This is a genomic window from Aeromicrobium sp. CFBP 8757, from assembly GCF_014841755.1.
Classification (GTDB): Bacteria; Actinomycetota; Actinomycetes; order Propionibacteriales; family Nocardioidaceae; genus Aeromicrobium.
Genome location: NZ_JACYUM010000001.1, coordinates 370,884 through 390,851, shown reverse-complemented (window position 1 = coordinate 390,851; position 19,968 = coordinate 370,884). Strand labels below are relative to the sequence as shown.

The following is a 19,968-nucleotide window of genomic DNA, read 5'->3' as shown; positions in this document are numbered from 1 at the left end:
ATCGGACGGGGTGGGCTCAGTACGGACGGCGGGCGAGGCCCTCGCGGCGGGCGGTGTCGGTGACGGCCCGCGAGACCGCCGTGGCGACACGGGGGTCGAACGGCGACGGGATGACGTACGTCTCGGAGAGGTCGTCGCCGACGAGGTCGGCGATCGCGGTCGCCGCGGCGATCTTCATGCCCTCGGAGATGCGGGTCGCCCGGACGTCGAGCGCGCCGCGGAAGATGCCCGGGAACACCAGGACGTTGTTGATCTGGTTCGGGAAGTCGGAGCGGCCCGTCGCCACGACCCGCGCGTACCGGTGCGCGACGTCGGGGTGCACCTCGGGGTGGGGGTTGGCCATCGCGAAGACGATGGCGTCCGGCGCCATGCGGGCGACGGCCTCCTCGGGCACCGTGCCGCCCGAGACGCCGACGAACACGTCGGCACCGTCGAGGGCGTCGGCGATCGAGCCCGGGCGGGCCCAGCCGGCGGTCTGCTCGGCGAGCCAGCCCTTGACCTCGTTGAGGTCGTCGCGACCCGGGTGGATCACGCCGGCCCGGTCGACGACGGCGATCTTGCGCACGCCCGCCGACTGCAGGATCTTCATGATCGCGACGCCGGCGGCGCCCGCGCCCGAGATGACGACCTTGAGGTCCTCGAGGTCGCGATCGGTCAGGCGCGCCGAGTTGATCAGCGCGGCGAGCGTCACGACGGCGGTGCCGTGCTGGTCGTCGTGGAAGACGGGGATGTCGAGGCGCTCGACGAGCCGGCGCTCGATCTCGAAGCAGCGGGGGCTCGAGATGTCCTCGAGGTTGATGCCGCCGAACGACGGCGCGAGCCGCACGACGGTCTCGACGATCTCGTCGACGTCGGTCGTGTCGAGCGCGATCGGGATCGCGTCGACGCCGCCGAACTGCTTGAACAGGATCGCCTTGCCCTCCATGACGGGCATCGACGCCGCGGGGCCGATGTCGCCGAGGCCCAGCACCGCGGTGCCGTCCGTGACGACCGCGACGGTGTTGGAGACCCACGTGTAGTCGTGGGCGGTCTCGGGATCGGCCGCGATGGCCTCGCACACGCGGGCGACGCCGGGCGTGTAGGCGAGCGAGAGGTCGTGCGCGTCGCGGATCGGCACGGAGGCGGCGATGCTCATCTTGCCGTTGCGGTGCAGCGCGAAGACGGGGTCCTCGGGATCGGGGACGTCGGAGCGGACGTCGATGTCGGTGGCGACCATGGGGGTGCTTCCTCGGGAATCATCCGTCGGGACGACGGGACCTGGCTGACGGGAAGAGCTGACGGGACCGATCAGGTCGCCGGTGCGGTGTCGAACCGCGGCTGCTTCGAACCGCCGGGGCGGGAGGGGCGGGTTGTGCCCGCCCCGTCATCGTGTCACACGCGGCGAAGGCTCACACGACGTGGTCGTCGGCGAACGCCTGCGTGACGGGCGGGGCCAGCAGGCACGCCAGCGCCACGACGGCCGGGACCGCCATCGCCGGCGACAGCCACGCGGGGTCGCCCCGGAAGTTGTACGCCAGCCCCAGCACGATCAGCTGCGCGAAGACCAGGGGGCTGCGGGCCCACGACTCCCCGACCACGACGCGGGTCGCGGCCCAGGCCAGGCCTGCCGCCACGACGAGCAGGAAGATCGTCGCGCCGACGCCCAACCCGATGCGGTCGGACGACACGCTGAACAGCTCGAGCGCTGCGAGGACGGCGAAGACCGAGGCCTCCGCCAGCACGATCGCCGAGGCGATCAGGAGCAGGGTTCTGGCCGTTCCCGACGGCCGTCCGGGAGACGTCACGGCGCCAGCGTAGGCACCATGTGACTCATCCGACAATTCGCGGCGTGTCGTTGCCCTTGTAAACGCCCCCGAATGTTGAAACCATGGGACTCAATGCCCGCTGAGCAGGTCAAACAGATCTATCACGGGCGCAACACCGAACGGGAAGGAGTGTCCCCATGGATTGGCGCCACAAGTCGGCATGCCTCGATGAGGATCCTGAGCTCTTCTTCCCCATCGGCAACACGGGTCCCGCCATCTTGCAGATCGAAGAGGCCAAGGTCGTATGCCGCCGCTGTGATGTCCGCGAGCAGTGCCTCCAGTGGGCACTCGAGTCCGGACAGGACCACGGTGTGTGGGGAGGCTTGAGCGAAGACGAACGTCGTACGCTGAAGCGTCGCAATGCACGGGCACGTATTCGTACTGCCTGAGCGAACGCACGTATCGGTGAACCCCGTGGCCTGACGGCCGCGGGGTTCTTTGTGTCCCGTCGCGGGCGCGGCGCCCGGCGCTCAGACCGTCAGCGTGATCGCGACGGTCGTCCCGCCGCCGACCCGCTGCTCGAACGCGAGCGAGCCGCCGAGCTCGCCCTCGACCAGCGTCGTGACGATCGACAGCCCCAGGCTGCCCGACGCGTCGAAGTCGGCGGGCAGTCCCGCGCCGTCATCGCTGACCCGCAGCCGGATCTTGTCGCGGATGCGGTTGACCGCGAGCGTCAGGGTGCCGCCCGCCTCGCCGTAGGCGTGGGCCGACGCGTTCTGGATGAGCTCGGTCAGCACCATCGACAGCGGCGTGGCGATCTCGCCCGGCAGCTGCCCGAAGCTCCCGAACCGCTCGGGCCTGATCGCGTTGGCGCCCGCGGGCCCCTGCGAGACGTCGAGCACGGTGTGCAGCAGGCGGTCGGCGATCTCGTCGAACTCGACGAAGTCGGTGAACGACTGGCTCAGCGTCTCGTGCACCAGGGCGATCGAGCCGACCCGGCGCACGGCCTCCTCGAGCGCAGCGCGCGCCTCGGGGTTCTCGGTGCGGCGGCCCTGCAGGCGCAGCAGCGCCGCGACGGTCTGCAGGTTGTTCTTGACCCGGTGGTGGATCTCGCGGATCGTGGCGTCCTTCGAGACCAGCTCGCGCTCGCGCAGCCGCAGCTCGGTGACGTCGCGCAGCAGGATCAGCGAGCCGCTGCGCTGACCGGTCGACCTCAGCGGGATCGTGCGCACCAGCAGCGAGGCCGTGCCGTTCTCGATCTCGGCCTCCGACGCCTCGCGCCCGCTCAGGACGCCCCGTGCCCCGCGGTCGGTGGGCCGGCGGCCCACCAGGCCCGTCGTCACGTCGCCCAGCTGCGTGCCGACGAGGTCACCGACCAGCCCGAGGCGGCGGTAGGCCGACATCGCGTTGGGGCTCGCGTAGCGCACCAGCCCGCGGGCGTCGGTGCGGATGAAGCCGTCGCCGACCCGCAGGGAGTCGGCGAGGTCGGAGCGCGATCCCGGCGTCGGGAACTCGCCGCGCCGGATCATCTCGCCCAGCTCGCCGGCGGCCTCGAGGTACGCGTTCTCGAGCGTGCTGGCGGTGCGCAGACCGGCCTCGCCGCTGCGCCGCACGACGACGCCGATCGTCCGCGACGCCCTGCGGACGGGGATCGCCTCGATCAGGATGCGCGTGCCGTCGTGCTGCTGCTCGACGTGCCCCGTCACGTGCCGGCCGGTCGTCATCGCGACCTCGAGCGGGTGCTCGCCCCGCGTCGGCACGAAGGTGCCCGCGACGTCCTCGAGCAGCGTCGTGGGACCGGTCGTCGGACGGATCTGCGCGCCGGCCCACATGCCCTTGGCCTCGCCGTCGGGCACCCACAGCACGAGGTCGGAGAACGACAGGTCGGCGATGATCTGCCAGTCCGACACCAGCGCGTGCAGCCACGCGACGTCGGCGGTGGTCAGCGACGTCTGGAACTGCGCGATGTCGTCCAGCGAGGGCACCCGAGCAGCGTAGTGGGGGCCCGGTCACGTGGCCGCCCGTGACACGATGACGGCATGTCGGAGGCGTACTGGCAGTCCGTGATGCAGAGCGGCATGGACGTGCCCGCGGACCGCGGACTCGACGAGTGCACCGTCGAGCTGGTCGAGATGCTCGGTCACCCGAACCCGCGCACGCGCGAGGACCTGGCCTACCCGCTGCTGACGACGTGGATCACGCGTGGCGTCTACGACCAGCTGCTGGCGGGGCTCGGCGACGGCATCGCACCGGGCCTGCGCCACGGGCTCGGCCACGACGGCGACGTGTCGGTGATGCGTCGCTCCTACAGCGCGCTGATGCTGGCCGAGATCATCGGCCGCGACAACAACGAGCACCTGATGTCGTCGGCGTCGGTGCTCGACTGGGGCGACCGGGCCACCGCCTGGTACGTCCGCGAGCAGGACCACCGCGGGTGGATCCCCGAGCAGGGGTGGGCCAACTCGATCGCGCACGGTGCCGACCTGCTGGCCGCCCTCGCCCGGTCGCGCCACTTCGGCCGGCTCGAGCTGACGGTGCTGCTCGACGTCATCGCCGACCGCGTGCTGACGCCGACGGCCTACATCTGGCGGCACGGCGAGGACGACCGTCTGGCCTACGCCGTCATGACGCTGCTGCACCGCAACGAGCTCGACCCCGTCATCGTCGAGCCGTGGCTCGTCCGCCTCGGCCACGGCATCAAGCCGCCGCAGACCCGGGGGCACCTCGAGGCCGAGTGGCCCTCCCCCGGCGTCCGCAACGCGTCGTCGTTCCTGCGGGCGCTGCACCTGCAGCTGGCCCTGGGCGTGCAGGGGCGCGACGACCTGCGGGCCGACGCCGAGCTGTTCGCCGAGCAGCCCGCCCACCGCGCCGACCTGATCCTCGCGGTGCTCGACCAGATCCGGGCCGAGCAGCCGTGGCTGTACCGGCCCACGACCCGGGCCCGTCCGCTCACCTGACCCCGATCCACCCATCCAGTAACGTGCGTCACATGACGACCGATCAGGCCGGACAGGCCCAGCCGACCACCGACGACCCGCAGCACGGCGGCATCCTCGCCCTCGACGTGGCCCGCGCCCACGGCGTCTCGACGCTGTTCACGTTGTCGGGTGCCCACGTGTTCCCGATGTACGACGCCGCCGTGAAGACCGAGCCGGCGATGCCGATCGTCGACGTCCGGCACGAGCCCACCGCGGTGTTCGCGGCCGAGGCGATCGGCAAGCTCACCCGCACGCCCGGCCTCGCGGTGCTGACCGCCGGACCCGGTGTCACCAACGGCGTCAGCGCCGTCGCGCAGGCCAGCTTCTCGGGCTCGCCGCTGGTCGTCGTCGGTGGACGCGCGCCCAACAACCGCTGGGGCACCGGCAGCCTGCAGGAGCTCGACCACCCGCCGATCTTCTCGTCGATCTCGAAGTCGTCGACCACGGCGCACACCGTCGCCGACATCGCCCCGACGATGGACGAGGCCTTCACGCTGGCCGGGTCGTCGCACCGTGGGCCTGCCTTCGTCGACGTGCCGATGGACGAGTTCTTCAACAGCGCACCGGCCGGCCGCCCGTCGCAGGGCAACACGACCGCACCCGTCCAGCCCGACCCCGACGCGCTGCGCGCGATCGCCGAGCTGCTGCGGACGTCCGAGCGTCCCGTGCTGGTGCTCGGCACCGACGTCTGGGCCGATCGTGCCGAGGTCGCGGCCCTGCAGTTCGTGCAGGAGACCGGCGTGCCGGTCATCTCCAACGGCATGGGGCGCGGCATCGTCCCCGGCGGGCACCCGCAGCTCGTCACGAAGGCCCGTTCGACGGCGTTCAACCGGGCCGACCTCGTGATCGTCGTCGGCACGCCGCTGGACTTCCGGCTCGGCTACGGCGTCTTCGGCGGCAAGGAGGGCGCGACCCCGGCGCGCACCGTGCACGTCGCCGACTCCGCCGGCCAGGTGTCGTCGCACGCCGACACCGCGGCGACCGCGCACGGCGACCTCAGCCTGTTCTTCACGGGCCTGTTCGACGCGCTCACGGCGCCGGCCGCCCACGGTCGTCGCCCCGACTGGACGCCGTGGCTCTCGACGCTGCAGACCGAGGTCGCCGCCGCGACGGCCCGCGACACCGAGCTGCTGACGGCCGAGGCCGACCCGATCCACCCCGCCCGCATCTACGGCGAGCTGCTCCCCCGCCTGGCCGACGACGCCGTCGTGATCGGCGACGGCGGCGACTTCGTGTCGTTCGCGGGCAAGTTCGTCGAGCCCAAGCGCCCCGGCGGCTGGCTCGACCCCGGGCCCTACGGATGCCTCGGCGCGGGCATGGGCGCGGCGATGGCGGCCCGCATCGCCCGTCCGTCGAGCCAGGTCGTGCTGCTGTACGGCGACGGCGCGGCCGGCATGTCGCTGATGGACGTCGACACGCTCGTGCGGCACGACCTGCCGGTCGTCATGGTCGTCGGCAACAACTCGGCCTGGGGCCTCGAGAAGGGGCCGATGCAGTGGATCTACGGCTACGACGTCGCGGCCGACCTCGCACCGCAGACCCGCTACGACCAGGTCGTGACGGCCCTCGGCGGCGGAGGCGAGATGGTGACCGATCCCCGCGAGATCGGGCCGGCCATCGACCGCGCGTTCGCCTCGGGCATCCCGTACCTCGTCAACGTCATGACCGACGTCGATGCGGCGTACCCCCGTGCCACGACCGGCATCTGACCTGCTGGTCCGCGTCGCGCGCGCCGACGAGCACCGGGCCGTCGGCGCGCTGACGGTCGCCGGCTACGACGCCGACGGTCACCTCGTCCGGCCCGACGGGACCTACGACGACCGGTACGCCGCCGTGATCGGCGACGTCGCGACGCGCGCCGCCGACAGCGAGGTGCTGGTGGCGCTCGACGGTGACCGGCTGGTCGGCACCGTCACGTGGTGCCCCTACGGCTCGGGGTTCGCCGAGCTCGCGAGGCAGCCGCACCAGGGCGAGCTCAGGACGCTGTCGGTCGATCCCGACGCGAGGGGCCGCGGGACGGGCCGCGCGCTCGTCGAGGCGTGCCTCGAGAAGGCCCGCCGGGCGGGCCTGACCGAGGTGCTCCTGTGCTCGCTGACCGAGATGGCGACGGCACACCGCCTCTACCTCTCGATGGGCTTCGTGCGGCGTCCCGACCTCGACTGGTCGCCCGTGCCCGACGTGCACCTGTGGGGCTTCGCGCTGGCCCTGCCACCCGGCGACGACGGTCGGTGAGGGTACCCTCACCAGGTGCCCCCCGACGTCCTCGCTCCACCGACGTCACCCGCGGGCCTGATGTGGCGCGGCATCCGACGTCACCGGGCGCGGCTCGCCGGCTGCTACGCCCTCATCACCTCGTGGCTGCTGTGCGAGGCCCTCGTGCCGATCGTCATCGGCGTCACGATCGACCGTGCCGTCGCGACGGGCGAGGTCGCCGAGATCGCGCTCTGGGGCGGCGTGCTGGTCGTGCTGTTCGTCGTGCTCAGCTACTCGTACCGCTTCGGGGCCCGCCTCGGGGTCGGCGCGCTGCAGCTCGAGATCCACCAGCTGCGGGTCGAGATCAGCCAGCACGTGCTCGGCGCGGAGGGCGCGCGCACGGGCCTGCTCCCGGGCGAGACGCTGTCGCTCGCGACGTCCGACGCCGAGACGATCGGCGAGTTCCTCTGGCACGTCGGCTACACGCTCGCGGGGCTCGTCGGCGTCGTCGCGAGCGCGGTCGTGCTGTTCGGCATCGACCTCGTGCTGGGGCTCGTGGTGCTGGTCGGGGTGCCGCTGGTGCTCGTCGCGATCCAGGTCGTGACCCCCCTGATCGCCCGCGACACGAGCGACCAGCAGGCCGGCATCGCCCGTGCCACCGGCATCGCGACGGACCTCGTCAAGGGGCTGCGGCCCCTGAAGGGCATCGGGGCCGAGGACGTCGCGACGTCCCGCTACCGCGGTCACAGCGCCGTCGCGCGCGACGCCAGCATCCGCACGGCACGGTCGACCGGCTCCATGTACGGGCTGACCGCGACGCTCAGCGGCCTGTTCCTCGCGCTCGTCGCGTACCTCGCCGGCACCCGGGCGCTCGACGGCGACATCACGATCGGCGAGCTCGTCGCGATCGTCGGGCTCACGCAGTTCCTCGCCGAGCCGATCGCCGGGCTCGGCCAGACCAGCGCCCAGGCCGCCCGCTCGTTCGCGTCGGCCCGGCGGGTCGTCGACTTCCTGGCCACGCCCCCGCTCGCGACGTCGGGCGAGACCGAGCTGCCCGACGAGCACGCCGACCTCTCGCTCGTGGCCGTCTCGACCGGCCCGCTGCGCGAGCTGGACCTCGACACGCGCGCCGGCGAGCTCGTGGGCGTCGTCGTCGACGACCCCGCGAGCGGCGAGGCCCTCGTGCGCCTCGTCCGCGGCGAGGTGCGACCCGACGACCGGTCGGGGGCCGTGACGCTCGGCGGCCACCCCGTGGACGACCTCACGATCGACGCGCTGCGCTCGCGGGTCGTGGTGAGCCAGCACCACGTCGACCTGTTCGAGGGGACGCTGCGCGCGACGGTCGACCCCGACGGCGAGCTCGACGCCGCCCACTTCGCGCGGGTGCTCGACGCCTCCGCCGCGAGCGACGTCGTCGACCTGCACCCCGACGGCCTGGAGCAGCCCGTCACGGCGGGCGGCACGACCCTGTCGGGTGGGCAGCGCCAGCGCCTCGCGCTGGCCCGCGCCCTCGCGACCCGAGCGCCCCTGCTCGTCCTGGCCGAGCCGACCAGCGCGGTCGACGCCATGACCGAGCAGCGCATCGCCGAGGGCATCCGCGCGCTGCGTCACGGTGCCGGTTCGACGCTGTCGACCGTCGTCATCACGTCCAGCCCTGCCCTGCTCGCCAGCGCCGACCGGGTCGTGCTGGTCAGCGAGGGGCGCGTCGTGGCCACCGGCACGCACCACGAGCTGTCCCGGCGCGACGACTACCGCGAGACGGTGCTGCGATGACCCGCACCCTGCTGCCGATCGCGTCGCGCCGCGAGACCACCCGGCTGACCGCCATGCTGCTGCGCGCGCACGGGCGACCGCTCGCGGTGTCGGCGGCCGCCTTCGCCGTGGTCGGCCTGGCGGGTCTCGTCGCCCCGTGGGTGCTGGGGCAGATCGTCGACACCGTCATCGAGGGGCGCGAGTCGTCCGACGTCCTGCGAGGGGCCCTGCTGATCGGGGGCGCCGCCGTCGTCGCCGGCATCGGGACGGCCGTGTCGGTCACGTACCTGGCCCGGGCCGGCGAGCCCGCGCTCGCCGACCTGCGCGAGCGGGCCCTCGACCGCGCCGTGCACCTCGACAGCGCCCGGCTCGAGGAGGCGGGGGCCGGCGACCTGCTGTCGCGCATGGGCGACGACGTCCGGTCGGTCGCCACGTCGCTGACCCAGATCCTCCCGCTGCTGATCGGCTCGCTGGTCGCGGTCGTGTTCACGGCGGGTGGCCTGTTCGCGCTCGACTGGCGGCTCGGGCTGGCCGGGCTGGCGAGCGCGCCGTTCTACGCTTTGGGGCTGCGCTGGTACCTGCCGCGCTCGGGCCCGTACTACCGCCGTGAGCGCATCGCCCAGGGCGAGCGCGCCGAGGTGCTGGTGGGCGGCGTGCAGGGTGCCGCGACCCTGCGGGCACTGTCGCGCGAGCAGGCGCAGATCGACCGCATCACGCACCACTCGCGGCACGCCATGACGATCACGCTCGACGTGTTCGACCTGCTGCTGCGCTTCGGCGCCCGCACCAACCGGTCGGAGCTGATCGGGCTGCTCCTCGTGCTCGGGACCGGGTTCCTGCTGGTGCGCGACGACCTGACGACCGTCGGAGCCGTGACGGCGGCGGCCCTGTACTTCCACCGCCTGTTCAACCCCATCGGCGCGCTGCTGATGATCTTCGACGACGTCCAGTCGGCCGGCGCCTCCCTCGCACGCCTGGCCGGGGTCGCGCTCCTCGAGCCCGTCGTGACGGCCGACGCCCCCTCCCCCGTCCGCACCGGCGCGCTCGAGCTCAGCGCCATCAGCCACGAGTACGTCGTCGGCCAGCGGGTGCTGTCCGAGGTCACGCTGCGCGTGCTCGACGGCGAGCGGGTCGCCCTGGTGGGGGCCACCGGAGCGGGCAAGAGCACGCTCGGTGCGGTGGCCGCCGGCCTGCTGAGGCCCACGCGCGGACGCGTCACGGTCGGCGGCTTCCCGCTCGAGGCGCTCGAGCCCTCGCACGTCCGCTCGGCGATCGCGCTCGTGACGCAGGACGTCCACGTCTTCTCGGGCACGGTGCGCGAGAACGTCGACCTCGCGCGCGCCGACGCGTCCGACGACGAGGTGCGCGAGGCGCTGTCGGTCGTCCGGGCCCTGCCCTGGGTCGAGGCGCTGCCCGAGGGGCTCGACACCGTCGTCGGCGACCACGGGCACCTCCTCGCACCGTCGCAGGCGCAGCAGCTCGCGCTCGCCCGGGTCGTGCTGCACGACCCCCGGGTGGCGGTGTTCGACGAGGCGACGGCCGAGGCCGGCTCGAGCGGTGCGCGCGAGCTCGAGGAGGCGGCGATCGCCGTGACCCGCGGCCGGACCTCGCTCGTCGTGGCGCACCGCCTGACGCAGGCGCAGACGGCCGATCGCGTCATCGTCATGCACGAGGGCCGGGTGGTGGAGGAGGGCACGCACGACGAGCTCGTCGCGGCGGGCGGCCGTTACGCCGACCTGTGGTCCGCCTGGTCGACCTGACCCTCCCCCCGAGGAGGGGGTTACCGCCCCTCCGCGAGAGGGTTGCCGCCCCGGTCCGGGGCGGCAACCCTCTCCTCGGGGGGCCGTAACCCCCTCGTCAGCACTAGATTGGCGGCATGGACACAGCGAGCGTCACCCACGTGGTCGGCCCCGACGACACCGCGCGGGCACTCGGGTCGGGCGATCTCGACGTCCTCGCGACGCCGCGGGTGCTGGCGTGGCTCGAGGAGGCCACCTGCGCCGCGCTCGACGTGACGCCCGAGCAGACCAGCGTCGGCACCCGGGTCGATCTCGAGCACCTCTCCGCGAGCCCCGTCGGGGCCCAGGTCACCGCCACGGCCACGGTCGTCCACACCGACGGCCGCCTCGTGCGGTTCCAGGTCGTCGCGCAGGACGCGTCCGGCACCCTGCTGGCGTCCGGCGAGGTGCGCCGGGTCGTCGTCGACCGGGAGCGCTTCCTCGCTCGGATCGCACCTGTGGGAGACTGAGCCAACGACTTTCGAGGAGGAACACCATGGGCAAGACCGGCCGCAAGCGTCGTGCACGCCGCAAGAAGGGCGCCAACCACGGCAAGCGTCCCAACGCTTGACCTGAGCGCACCTCGTGCACCGAAGCCCCCGTCCTGATGGGCGGGGGCTTCGTCGTGGTCGGGCACCGGTCGGGCTACTCCTGCTCGTCGCCCAGCACGAACGCGTGCGCCAGGCCGGCGATCGCCGCACCGACGACGGGAGCGGCGATGAACACCCACACCTGCGACAGCGCGTCGCCACCGGCGAACCAGGCCACGCCGAGCGAGCGGGCCGGGTTCACCGACGTGTTGCTGACCGGGATGCTGATGAGGTGGATCAGCGTCAGCGCCAGGCCGATCGCGACACCGGAGAAGCCCGCAGCCGCCCGCTTGGACGACGCGCCGAGGATCACCAGCACGAAGAAGGCCGTCAGGACGACCTCGGTGACGACGACGGCCCAGAAGCCGTAGCCCTCCGGCGAGCGGTCGCCGAAGCCGTTCGACGCGAATCCCGATGCCGACGCGCTGAACCCGTCCTTGCCGCTGGCGATCGCGAGCAGCAGCGCGCCCGCGATGGTCGCACCGACGACCTGGGCGACGACGTACCCCGGCGCCTCACGCCACGCGAAGCGGCGCGCGGTGGCCAGACCGACCGTCACGGCCGGGTTGAAGTGCCCGCCCGAGACGGGCCCGAAGGCGTACGCGCCGGTCAGGACCGTCAGACCGAAGGCGGCGGCGATGCCCGGCGCGCCGACCTGGTCGCCGGCCAGCACGGCGGTGCCGCAGCCGCCGAGCACGAGCCAGAAGGTTCCCAGCAGCTCAGCGGCGAGCTTCTGCGACGTGGAGGGGTGGGTGGTGAAGTCGTTCACGGGCGTTCCGATCTCGAGGGAGGGTAAGACACCCCTCAGTCGTCACGAACCACCGGATCGTCACGCACCTGCCCTGTCGGATCCGTCACACTACCACGGCGGTCAGACCGGACGATGCTCCGTGATCTGCACCTGCACGGTGCGGATCGAGAGCAGCACCTTCTCGCGCAGAGGGACCGGCGCGGTCTCGGAGCACGACCGCGACACCAGTGACTTGACGACCCGCTCGAGGTCGTACTCGCTGAGGCACGTCGTGCACTCGTCGATGTGCGTCTGGATCTCGGCACAGCTCGCGGTGTCGATCTCCTGGTCGATGAACAGGTACAGGTTCTCGAGGGCCTGCTCGCAGTCGGGCCCCTCGCAGGGTGAGCTCATGCCTTGTCACCCGCTCCCGTGACGGCCATGCCGCGCTCGCGCGCGTAGTCGGCGAGCATCTCGCGGAGCATGCGGCGTCCGCGGTGCAGGCGAGACATGACCGTGCCGATCGGCGTGTCCATGATCTCGGCGATCTCCTTGTACGGGAACCCCTCGACGTCGGCGAGGTAGACCGCGTAGCGGAAGTCTTCCGGCAGGGCCTGCAGCGCGTCCTTGACGTCGCTGTCGGGCAGGTGCTCGAGCGCCTCCATCTCGGCCGACTTCAGGCCGGACGGACCGTGCGACTCGGCCCGGGCGATCTGCCAGTCCTCGATCTCGTCGGTGACCTGCTGCGGCTGGCGCTGCTTCTTGCGGTACGAGTTGATGTACGTGTTCGTCAGGATGCGGTACAGCCAGGCCTTCAGGTTGGTGCCGGGCTTGAACTGGTGGAAGGCGCTGAACGCCTTCGAGAAGGTCTCCTGGACGAGGTCCTCGGCGTCGTGCGGGTTGCGCGTCATGCGCAGCGCGGCCGAGTAGAGCTGGTCGAGGAACGGCAGGGCATCGGCCTCGAAGCGCGCCTGGCGCTGCTCCGAAGTCTCGGTCTCCCGCGTGTCGGGCACGTCAGGCGTTTCGGGGGTGACGGTCATCATCTCCCAGCCTACTCCCGGGACCGACGGCCTGCGCAGTGGCGTGATCGCTCGATCAGCCGCTGGATGGGTCTGTGTCAGCATGTGTCCTCCTGCCGGGTTCAACCGTCGGGAGGGGCGCGCTATTCCGGCGCGAGCGGCACGATCAGCTCGGGCCCGTTGTTGCGGACGTTGTTGACGGCGGTCGAGACGGCGACGGCGTCGAGCCGCCCTGGGGCCGCGGGGACCAGCAGGCCGAGCAGCTCGTCGGTCTGCCGCGGGGCGGGGTCGAGCCACTCGTCGTACGCCTGCGGCTCGAGGAACAGCGGCATGCGCTCGTGGACGTGGCCGAGATCGTCCTCGGCGGTCGTCGTGAGGATCGTGAAGCTGACGACCCACTCGTCGGCCTCGCGGTCCTTCCAGAACTCGTACAGCCCCGCCATCGCCAGGACCGAGCCGTCCTTCGGCGTGATGTAGAACGGCTGCTTGACGGGCTTCCTGCCGTCGTCACGGGGCTGGCCGGCGTACCACTCGTAGTAGCCGTCGGCGGGGACGAGCGCGCGGCGACGCGCGAAGGCCTTCTTGAACGACGGCTTCTCGGCGACGGTCTCGGACCGCGCGTTGATCATGCGGCTGCCGATCGACGGGTCCTTGGCCCAGCTGGGGATCAGGCCCCAGCGTGCCGTCAGCAGCTCGCGCTGCGGGGCCCCGCCGGACACGTCGCCGTCGCGCCGTCCGATCACGACGGGCGCGAGCTTGGTGGGGGCGATGTTGTAGTCGGCCTCGAGCTCGACGAAGGAGTTGGCGAGGTCGATCTCGAAGGCCTGGTGCAGCGTGGCCGAGGTCTGGGTCGTCGCGTAGCGCCCGCACATGCGTCCAGCGTGCCACAGCCCGCCGACGGCGGCGGCGCTATCGGCAGAGCCCGGCGAGCACCGGGGCGACGCCGTCGGCCGACGCGGGGAGCCGCTCGACCCACAGCCTGGCCTGGCCGGCGACCGCCGGCGTCCGGTCGAGCAGCAGCCCCAGCAGGCCGACCGTCACGTCGTCGGCGCGTTCGCGACCCGCCAGGACGGCGAACCGCCGGACGGTCAGCTGGACGACGGTCTCGTCACCGGTGAACACGGTGCGCAGCACGTCGGCGACGTCGAGGGCCCGCAGCGCGAGCTCGATCTCGTTGCCGAGGCCCCCGGCGGGCAGCTCGACGACGACGAGGACGTGCGTGTCGCAGGCGCGGCCGCCGTCGCGGTCGGCACCCCGGTAGGTCTCGTCGAGGCGCGACCTCAGGTGCGGCACGGTCGCCAAGGACGTCAGCGGGTCGTGGCACGAGGCGTCGGCGTGACGCACCAGCGCCGCGTCGGCCCAGGCGAGCGCGGCGGCCCGCGTCGCCTCGAAGTCGGGTGGTCGAGGGGCGTAGGCCCGCTCCACGTGGTCCATGACCTCGTGGAGCGGGACGCCCGTCTGCGCTGCACTCGCTCCCACCTCGTGTGCAACGCGCACCACGTCCGACGTCCCGCCGCGGACGGCGTCACGGAGGAGCTCGACGTGCGTTCCCTGGTCGCCCACCGGTGCTCCTCTCGTCGTCGGACACGAGTGAGACGGACGAGGTCGCAGGTCGTGACGCGGTTCGGCCCACATTTCTCGCCGCGCCGTTCGTGACCGGATCGCGGCGACGTCGTTGATCGTGCAGGAGGACCACACGTGGAGCAGACGCTCAGCAGCACCCAGCACCTGACGGACGACCGCGTCGTCGGCGACGCCGAGCTGATCGCGGCGGTGCGCGGCGGCGACACGTCCGCCTACGGCGAGCTGTTCGGACGTCACCGGGACGCCGCGCTGCGACTGGCCCGCCAGGTCGCGGGGACGTCCGACGCCGACGACCTGGTCGCCGAGTCGTTCGTCCGGGTGCTGGCCCTGCTGCAGGACGGCCGCGGGCCCGACGAGGCGTTCCGCGCGTACCTGCTGACATCGATCCGCCGCCTGCACATCGACCGCGTCCGGGCCCGCAACAAGGTCTGGTCGACGGCGCACCAGGCCGAGCTAGACCGCGCCGTCGAGTTCGTCGACCCCGCCGAGATGACGTTCGAGCACGGCGCGGCCGCCGTCGCGTTCTCGTCGCTGCCGGAGCGCTGGCGGCTCGTGCTGTGGCACCTCGACGTCGAGGGCCAGCGACCCGCCGAGGTGGCACCCCTGCTGGGCATGAGCCCCAACGGCGTCTCGGCCCTGGCGTACCGGGCCCGCGAGGGCCTCCGCCAGGCGTACCTGCAGCACCACCTCGCACCGACGCTGCACGAGGGGTGCCGCCGCACGACGGGGATGCTCGGCTCGTACGTCCGCAAGGGTCTGTCGGCGCGCGACACGGCCACCGTCGAGAAGCACCTCGACGGCTGCAGCCGCTGCACGGGCCTGTACCTCGAGCTGCGCGAGGTCAACTCGAACCTGTCGGGCGTGCTGGGCCCCGCGGTGCTCGGGCCGGTCTTCGCGGCGTACCTCGCCGCGGGCGCGGGCCTGGCGGCGCTCGGCGCCGGGGCCGCGACCGTCGCGGGCGCCAAGCTCGTGGCGGGCGGTGCGGCGAAGCTGGCCGTCGTGCCGGCCAAGGTCGTCGGGGCCGCGATGGCCAGCGCGGGCACGCAGGGCGTCGTCGCGGCGGCCGTCGTGACCAGCGTCGCGACGGCCGGCACCGTCGCCGTCACGACCGACTTCGGGCGGGGGCCGTCCTCCGCGCCGGTGGCCGCCGGACCGGCTGCCACCGGCGCGATCGCACCGCAGGGCGCCGGCACGACGACCGGGGTGCGTCCGACCGCGTCGCCGTCCACCGAGGCCGATGGCGCGGCGGGGACGGGGGCAGGGGCGGGCGCGGCGACCGACGCCACGACGCAGCCCCCGGCGTCGCCCGACCCGTCGCCCGCGGTCCCCCCGGTCGAGCCGTCCGAGGCGCCGACCGCCTCGCCCTCGCCGAGCGAGGAGCCGTCGCCGTCCGAGCCGTCGCCCTCGTCCTCGGAAGGCCTCGTCTCGCCCGAGCCCTCGGCGACGCCCACGCCCGTCGAGGACCCGGTCGTGCCGACCGACTACGGCGTCGGCGACGTCACGATCACCAACGACGGCCCGCTGCTGCAGCGGCGCTTCACGGTGCCGGTGACGTCGGCGACGGCAGGACGGGCGGCCGAGCAGTCCGTGACGCTGACGATGCAGTTCTCGCGGACCGTGCAGCTCGGGGACGTCGTGAGCCCCGGCTGGGACTGCGGACCCGCGACGCCGGGTCGCCCGCTCACGACGTTGACCTGCACGACGACGCCGGCGGCCGGTCAGGCGACGTCGTTCGTCGCCACGGTCCGCGGCCCCAGGCCCGACGGATCGATCTCGGTGAGCTCGCCCGGCGACCCCTCGTCGTCCAACGACGCCGTCACGTTCCGGGCGGGGCCGTACCTCCTGCTGCTCTGACGCCCTTGGTAGACATGGGTCATGACCCTGCTGCGCACCGTCGCCCGTCCGATGCTCGCGTCGATCTTCGTCGTCGGGGGCGCCGCCGCCCTGCGGGAGCCCGGGGCACGCGCGGCGAAGGCGCAGCCCGTCGCCGACCGGATCTCCCGTCTCGTGCCGCGCCTGTCCCTCGACGGTGCCGGGCTCACGCGTCTCAACGGAGGTGTGCAGCTCGTCGCGGGGCTCGCGCTCGCATCGGGCCACGTGCCCCGCACCGCGGCCCTCGCCCTGGCGGTGTCGCTGCCACCGACGACGGTCGCCGGGCACCCGTACTGGACCGAGACCGACCCCGCGGCGCGCGCCGCCCAGCGCATCCACTTCCTGAAGAACCTGTCGATCACGGGCGGCCTGCTGATGGCCACGCTCGACCCCGAGCCGCACAAGAGGTCCGTCGGCCGCCGCGCCAAGGACCGTCTCGACCACCTGCGCGGCTGACCCCGCCGCCGCGACGCCGATAGGGTGGCCGTGATGACTGAACCGCTGCCCTGGCTCGCCCCCCACCGCACCTCCCCCTTCGTCGGCGAGGTGCTGGTGCCCGGATCGAAGTCGCTGACGAACCGCGCACTCATCCTGGCGGCCCTCGGCGACGGCCCCTCGACCCTCACGCGCCCGCTCGGCTCCCGCGACACCCAGCTCATGACCGCGGCCCTCACCGCGCTCGGCGCGACGGTCGAGCGCGACGGCATGACGTGGACCGTCTCGCCGATCGCGCGCGGCGGCTCGGAGCCCGTCACGGTCGACTGCGGGCTGGCCGGCACCGTCATGCGGTTCGTGCCGCTGCTGGCCGCGCTGGGCAGCGCTCCCGTGACGTTCGACGGCGACGAGCACGCCCGCCGGCGTCCCATGGCCACGACGATCGCCTCGCTGCGGTCGCTCGGGGTCGAGGTCGACGACGACGGTCGCGACGCGCTGCCGTTCACGGTGATGGCAGACGGCGGGGTGCGCGGCGGCGAGATCTCGATCGATGCGTCGTCTTCGAGCCAGTTCGTCTCGGCCCTGCTGCTGATCGCGCCGCTCCTCCCGCTCGGCATCGACCTGCGCCACACCGGCGCGGTGCTGCCGTCGTTGCCGCACATCGAGATGACGGTCGCCGAGCTGCGCCGCCGCGGCGTCCGCGTCGAGACCCCCGAGCCCGGCCGCTGGGTCGTCCACCCCGGCCCGATCGACGCCCTCGACGTCGAGGTCGAGCCCGATCTGTCGAATGCCGGCGTGTTCATCGCCGGCGCCCTCGTCACGGGCGGCAGCGTCCGCGTCCGCAGCTGGCCCGAGCACACCGACCAGGCCGGTGACGCCTGGAGCCGGATCGTCCCGGCGTTCGGCGGCACCGTCGAGCGCGACGGGGACGACCTCGTGTTCTCGGCCGGCGGCACGCTCGACGGCGTCGACCTCGACCTGCACGACGTCGGCGAGCTGACGCCCGTCGTCGCCGCCATGGCCGCGCTCGCCGGCGGCCCCTCGCACCTGCGCGGCGTCGCCCACCTGCGCGGTCACGAGACCGACCGCCTCGCGGCGCTCGTCGCCGAGATCCGGCGGCTCGGCGGCGACGCCGACGAGACCGACGACGGTCTCGTGATCCGCCCCCGCCCCCTGCACGGCGCGACGTTCCGCACGTACGACGACCACCGCATGGCCCACGCCGCCGTCGTGCTGGGGCTCCGCGTGCCCGACCTGCTGGTCGAGAACGTCGTCACGACGATCAAGACGTACCCCAACTTCGCGCCCGTCTGGGAGCGCCTCATGACGAGCGGCTGATGGCCAGGGAACGCGACGACCACGACCAGTACGAGCGCCCGCGGCGCCACACCAAGCCGCGCACCAAGGTGCGGCCGAACTACGACGACGCCGACACCGCGCGGGTCGTGACGATCGACCGCGGCCGTTACGCCGTGACGCTCGACGCCGACGGCCGCGCCGTCACCGCCATGAAGTCGCGCAACCTCGGGCGCAAGGGCGTCGTGGTCGGCGACCACGTCAGGGTCGTCGGCGACGTCACGGGCGACGAGGGGACGCTGGCCCGCATCGTCGAGGTGACGCCCCGCCGCACGGTGCTGCGGCGCACCGCCGACGACGACGACCCGATCGAGCGCATCATCGTCGCCAACGCCGACCAGCTCGTGATCGTCGCGGCGCTCGCCGACCCTCCCCCGCGTCCGGGACTGATCGACCGGTGCCTCGTCGCCGCCTTCGACGCCGGCATGGAGCCGCTCGTCTGCCTGACCAAGTCCGACCTCGGCTCGGCCGACGAGCTCGTCGCGATGCTCGAGCCGCTGGGCGTCGCGGTCGTCGTGACCCGCCAGGGCGGCGAGCTCGACGCCGTCCGCGACTCGCTGCGCGACCGCACCAGCGTCCTCGTCGGCCACAGCGGCGTCGGCAAGTCGACGCTCGTGAACGCCCTCGTGCCCGATGCCAACCGATCGGTCAGCTACGTCAACGCCGTCACGGGACGCGGGCGTCACACGTCGACGTCCGCGATCAGCCTCGAGCTGCCGTTCGGCGGCTGGATCATCGACACGCCGGGCATCCGGTCGTTCGGGCTGGCGCACGTCGAGGTCGACGACCTGATCCGCGCGTTCCCCGATCTGCAGGACGCCGCCCGCGACTGCCCGCGCGGCTGCCTGCACGCCGCGACCGAGCCCGAGTGCGCCCTCGACGTCGCGGTCGCCGACGGCTCGCTGGCCGCCGAGCGCGTCGAGTCGTTCCGCCGGATCCTCGCCAGCATGAACCAGCGCGACGACTACTGACCGCAGGCCGTAGCCTGTGGGCCATGGCCCACTCGTACAGCGACGACCTGCGGCTCGCCCACGTGCTCGCCGACAACGCCGACAGCCTGTCGATGGAGCGGTTCCTGGCGATCGACCTGCAGGTCGACACCAAGCCCGACATGACGTACGTGACCGAGTCCGACCAGGCCGTCGAGACCGCGATCCGGCGCACGCTCAAGTCGGCCCGCACGCGCGACGTCGTCCTGGGCGAGGAGCAGGGCGAGCAGGACGGCGCCGGCGGAGGCGGAGGCGGAGGCGGACGTCGCTGGATCGTCGACCCGATCGACGGGACGTCCAACTTCGTGCGGGGCGTGCCGGTCTGGGCCACGCTGATCGCGCTCGAGGAGGACGGCGAGATCGTCGCCGGCTGCGTGTCGGCACCGGCGCTCGGGCGCCGCTGGTGGGCCAGCAAGGGCACGGGCGCGCACACGGGCAAGTCGCTGCTGTCGTCCCGCGAGATCAAGGTCTCGCAGGTGGCCGACCTCGGGGCCGCGTCGCTGTCGTACGCCTCGCTCGGCGGCTGGGACGCGATCGGTCGCGGGCAGGCCTTCGCGGCGCTCATGCGCCGGTGCTGGCGCACCCGGGCGTACGGCGACTTCTGGTCGTACATGCTGCTCGCGGAGGGGGCGGTCGACATCGCCGCCGAGCCCGAGCTCAACCTGTGGGACATGGCGGCCCTCGACGTCATCGTGCGCGAGGCCGGTGGCACGTTCACGAGCCTCGCGGGCGCACCCGGTCCGTGGGGCGACAACGCCCTGGCGACCAACAGCCGGCTGCACGACGCGGCGATGGCGTACGTCGGGCACTTCCCCGACGACGGCCCGCCCGATCTGTCGTGGACCGACGAGCCCGAGGACGACGACGCCGAGCCCGAACGCGACAACGTGCGGGCGTTCGAGTTCACCCGCGAGCCGGCCGACGAGGCTCCCTGACCCTCGCGCCAC

The 19,968-nt window shown here is 73.0% G+C and carries 21 protein-coding genes; 13 read left to right on the top strand and 8 right to left on the bottom strand.

Features of this window, described 5'->3' with window-relative positions; all coding sequences use genetic code 11:
* Positions 1-16 precede the first annotated feature (16 nt).
* Complete coding sequence (locus tag IFT73_RS01900) at positions 17-1,216, bottom strand: NADP-dependent malic enzyme (protein WP_056607136.1); 1,200 nt, start codon at positions 1,214-1,216, stop codon at positions 17-19.
* Between the two features lie 172 nt (positions 1,217-1,388).
* A complete protein-coding gene (locus IFT73_RS01895; protein ID WP_056607133.1) occupies positions 1,389-1,784 on the bottom strand; it encodes a hypothetical protein in 396 nt (131 codons plus the stop codon).
* A 158-nt stretch (positions 1,785-1,942) separates the two neighbouring features.
* On the opposite strand from IFT73_RS01895, the gene IFT73_RS01890 reads away from it, so the two are divergent.
* Entirely contained in the window at positions 1,943-2,194 is a 252-nt protein-coding gene (locus IFT73_RS01890) for a WhiB family transcriptional regulator (RefSeq protein ID WP_082530375.1), read from the top strand.
* 81 nt (positions 2,195-2,275) lie between these two features.
* Here IFT73_RS01890 and IFT73_RS01885 read toward each other — a convergent pair whose 3' ends face one another.
* Entirely contained in the window at positions 2,276-3,730 is a 1,455-nt protein-coding gene (locus IFT73_RS01885; protein WP_192166149.1) for a histidine kinase N-terminal domain-containing protein, read from the bottom strand.
* 54 nt (positions 3,731-3,784) lie between these two features.
* Here IFT73_RS01885 and IFT73_RS01880 point away from each other — a divergent pair, with 54 nt between their 5' ends.
* The 7 genes from IFT73_RS01880 (at position 3,785) to IFT73_RS19480 (ending at position 11,017) form a co-directional block, all read left to right on the top strand.
* Entirely contained in the window at positions 3,785-4,702 is a 918-nt protein-coding gene (locus IFT73_RS01880; protein ID WP_192166148.1) for a DUF2785 domain-containing protein, read from the top strand.
* Positions 4,703-4,734: 32 nt separating this feature from the next.
* Positions 4,735-6,432 carry an acetolactate synthase gene (locus tag IFT73_RS01875; RefSeq protein WP_192166147.1) on the top strand — a complete coding sequence of 566 codons (1,698 nt, stop codon included), beginning with the start codon at positions 4,735-4,737 and terminating at the stop codon, positions 6,430-6,432.
* The gene (locus IFT73_RS01870) at positions 6,413-6,955 is read left to right on the top strand and encodes a GNAT family N-acetyltransferase (RefSeq protein WP_371811134.1); all 543 of its coding nucleotides are present in this window, start codon (positions 6,413-6,415) and stop codon (positions 6,953-6,955) included. The genes IFT73_RS01875 and IFT73_RS01870 overlap by 20 nt, the downstream gene beginning before the upstream one ends.
* A 15-nt stretch (positions 6,956-6,970) precedes the next feature.
* A complete protein-coding gene (locus IFT73_RS01865; RefSeq protein ID WP_192166145.1) occupies positions 6,971-8,689 on the top strand; it encodes an ABC transporter ATP-binding protein in 1,719 nt (572 codons plus the stop codon).
* A complete protein-coding gene (locus IFT73_RS01860; RefSeq protein WP_192166144.1) occupies positions 8,686-10,428 on the top strand; it encodes an ABC transporter ATP-binding protein in 1,743 nt (580 codons plus the stop codon). The genes IFT73_RS01865 and IFT73_RS01860 overlap by 4 nt, the downstream gene beginning before the upstream one ends.
* Positions 10,429-10,544: 116 nt before the next feature.
* Positions 10,545-10,916 (top strand): thioesterase family protein, encoded by a 372-nt coding sequence (locus IFT73_RS01855; RefSeq protein ID WP_192166143.1) that lies wholly within the window; start codon positions 10,545-10,547, stop codon positions 10,914-10,916.
* Positions 10,917-10,942: 26 nt separating this feature from the next.
* Positions 10,943-11,017, top strand: a complete 75-nt coding sequence (locus tag IFT73_RS19480; protein ID WP_369797015.1) for a 50S ribosomal protein bL37 — start codon at positions 10,943-10,945, stop codon at positions 11,015-11,017.
* A gap of 74 nt (positions 11,018-11,091) precedes the next feature.
* Here IFT73_RS19480 and aqpZ read toward each other — a convergent pair whose 3' ends face one another.
* The 5 genes from aqpZ to IFT73_RS01830 form a co-directional block, all read right to left on the bottom strand.
* Positions 11,092-11,805, bottom strand: a complete 714-nt coding sequence (aqpZ, locus tag IFT73_RS01850) for an aquaporin Z (RefSeq protein ID WP_192166142.1) — start codon at positions 11,803-11,805, stop codon at positions 11,092-11,094.
* A 102-nt stretch (positions 11,806-11,907) separates the two neighbouring features.
* Positions 11,908-12,180 (bottom strand): mycothiol system anti-sigma-R factor, encoded by a 273-nt coding sequence (gene rsrA / locus IFT73_RS01845; protein WP_192166141.1) that lies wholly within the window; start codon positions 12,178-12,180, stop codon positions 11,908-11,910.
* A complete protein-coding gene (locus IFT73_RS01840) occupies positions 12,177-12,809 on the bottom strand; it encodes a sigma-70 family RNA polymerase sigma factor (protein WP_192166140.1) in 633 nt (210 codons plus the stop codon). The genes rsrA and IFT73_RS01840 overlap by 4 nt, the downstream gene beginning before the upstream one ends.
* A gap of 119 nt (positions 12,810-12,928) precedes the next feature.
* Positions 12,929-13,657: an SOS response-associated peptidase gene (locus IFT73_RS01835; protein ID WP_192166139.1), complete on the bottom strand. Its 729-nt coding sequence runs from the start codon at positions 13,655-13,657 to the stop codon at positions 12,929-12,931.
* Positions 13,658-13,694: 37 nt separating this feature from the next.
* Positions 13,695-14,348: a hypothetical protein gene (locus tag IFT73_RS01830; protein WP_192166138.1), complete on the bottom strand. Its 654-nt coding sequence runs from the start codon at positions 14,346-14,348 to the stop codon at positions 13,695-13,697.
* 135 nt (positions 14,349-14,483) lie between these two features.
* On the opposite strand from IFT73_RS01830, the gene IFT73_RS01825 reads away from it, so the two are divergent.
* Genes IFT73_RS01825 through IFT73_RS01805 form a run of 5 tightly spaced genes read left to right on the top strand, consistent with a single transcriptional unit; the run spans position 14,484 to position 19,956 of the window.
* The gene (locus IFT73_RS01825; protein WP_192166137.1) at positions 14,484-16,223 is read left to right on the top strand and encodes a sigma-70 family RNA polymerase sigma factor; all 1,740 of its coding nucleotides are present in this window, start codon (positions 14,484-14,486) and stop codon (positions 16,221-16,223) included.
* 21 nt (positions 16,224-16,244) lie between these two features.
* Positions 16,245-16,697 (top strand): DoxX family protein, encoded by a 453-nt coding sequence (locus IFT73_RS01820; RefSeq protein ID WP_192166136.1) that lies wholly within the window; start codon positions 16,245-16,247, stop codon positions 16,695-16,697.
* 33 nt (positions 16,698-16,730) lie between these two features.
* Positions 16,731-18,014, top strand: coding sequence for a 3-phosphoshikimate 1-carboxyvinyltransferase (gene aroA / locus IFT73_RS01815; RefSeq protein WP_192166135.1), 1,284 nt, complete (start codon positions 16,731-16,733; stop codon positions 18,012-18,014).
* Complete coding sequence (rsgA, locus tag IFT73_RS01810; RefSeq protein ID WP_192166134.1) at positions 18,014-19,003, top strand: ribosome small subunit-dependent GTPase A; 990 nt, start codon at positions 18,014-18,016, stop codon at positions 19,001-19,003. Before aroA ends, rsgA begins: the two co-directional genes overlap by 1 nt.
* 23 nt (positions 19,004-19,026) lie before the next feature.
* Complete coding sequence (locus IFT73_RS01805; RefSeq protein ID WP_192166133.1) at positions 19,027-19,956, top strand: inositol monophosphatase family protein; 930 nt, start codon at positions 19,027-19,029, stop codon at positions 19,954-19,956.
* Positions 19,957-19,968: the final 12 nt, after the last annotated feature.

Coding starts and splice junctions, on each gene's coding strand:
- IFT73_RS01880 (WP_192166148.1), top strand. CDS start 3,785: ATGTCGGAGGCGTACTGGCAGTCCGTGATGCAGAGCGGCATGGACGTG.
- rsrA (WP_192166141.1), bottom strand. CDS start 12,180: ATGAGCTCACCCTGCGAGGGGCCCGACTGCGAGCAGGCCCTCGAGAAC.
- IFT73_RS01820 (WP_192166136.1), top strand. CDS start 16,245: ATGACCCTGCTGCGCACCGTCGCCCGTCCGATGCTCGCGTCGATCTTC.
- IFT73_RS01835 (WP_192166139.1), bottom strand. CDS start 13,657: ATGTGCGGGCGCTACGCGACGACCCAGACCTCGGCCACGCTGCACCAG.
- IFT73_RS01875 (WP_192166147.1), top strand. CDS start 4,735: ATGACGACCGATCAGGCCGGACAGGCCCAGCCGACCACCGACGACCCG.
- IFT73_RS01860 (WP_192166144.1), top strand. CDS start 8,686: ATGACCCGCACCCTGCTGCCGATCGCGTCGCGCCGCGAGACCACCCGG.
- IFT73_RS01855 (WP_192166143.1), top strand. CDS start 10,545: ATGGACACAGCGAGCGTCACCCACGTGGTCGGCCCCGACGACACCGCG.
- IFT73_RS01805 (WP_192166133.1), top strand. CDS start 19,027: ATGGCCCACTCGTACAGCGACGACCTGCGGCTCGCCCACGTGCTCGCC.
- IFT73_RS01900 (WP_056607136.1), bottom strand. CDS start 1,216: ATGGTCGCCACCGACATCGACGTCCGCTCCGACGTCCCCGATCCCGAG.
- rsgA (WP_192166134.1), top strand. CDS start 18,014: ATGGCCAGGGAACGCGACGACCACGACCAGTACGAGCGCCCGCGGCGC.
- aroA (WP_192166135.1), top strand. CDS start 16,731: ATGACTGAACCGCTGCCCTGGCTCGCCCCCCACCGCACCTCCCCCTTC.
- IFT73_RS01840 (WP_192166140.1), bottom strand. CDS start 12,809: ATGATGACCGTCACCCCCGAAACGCCTGACGTGCCCGACACGCGGGAG.
- IFT73_RS01890 (WP_082530375.1), top strand. CDS start 1,943: ATGGATTGGCGCCACAAGTCGGCATGCCTCGATGAGGATCCTGAGCTC.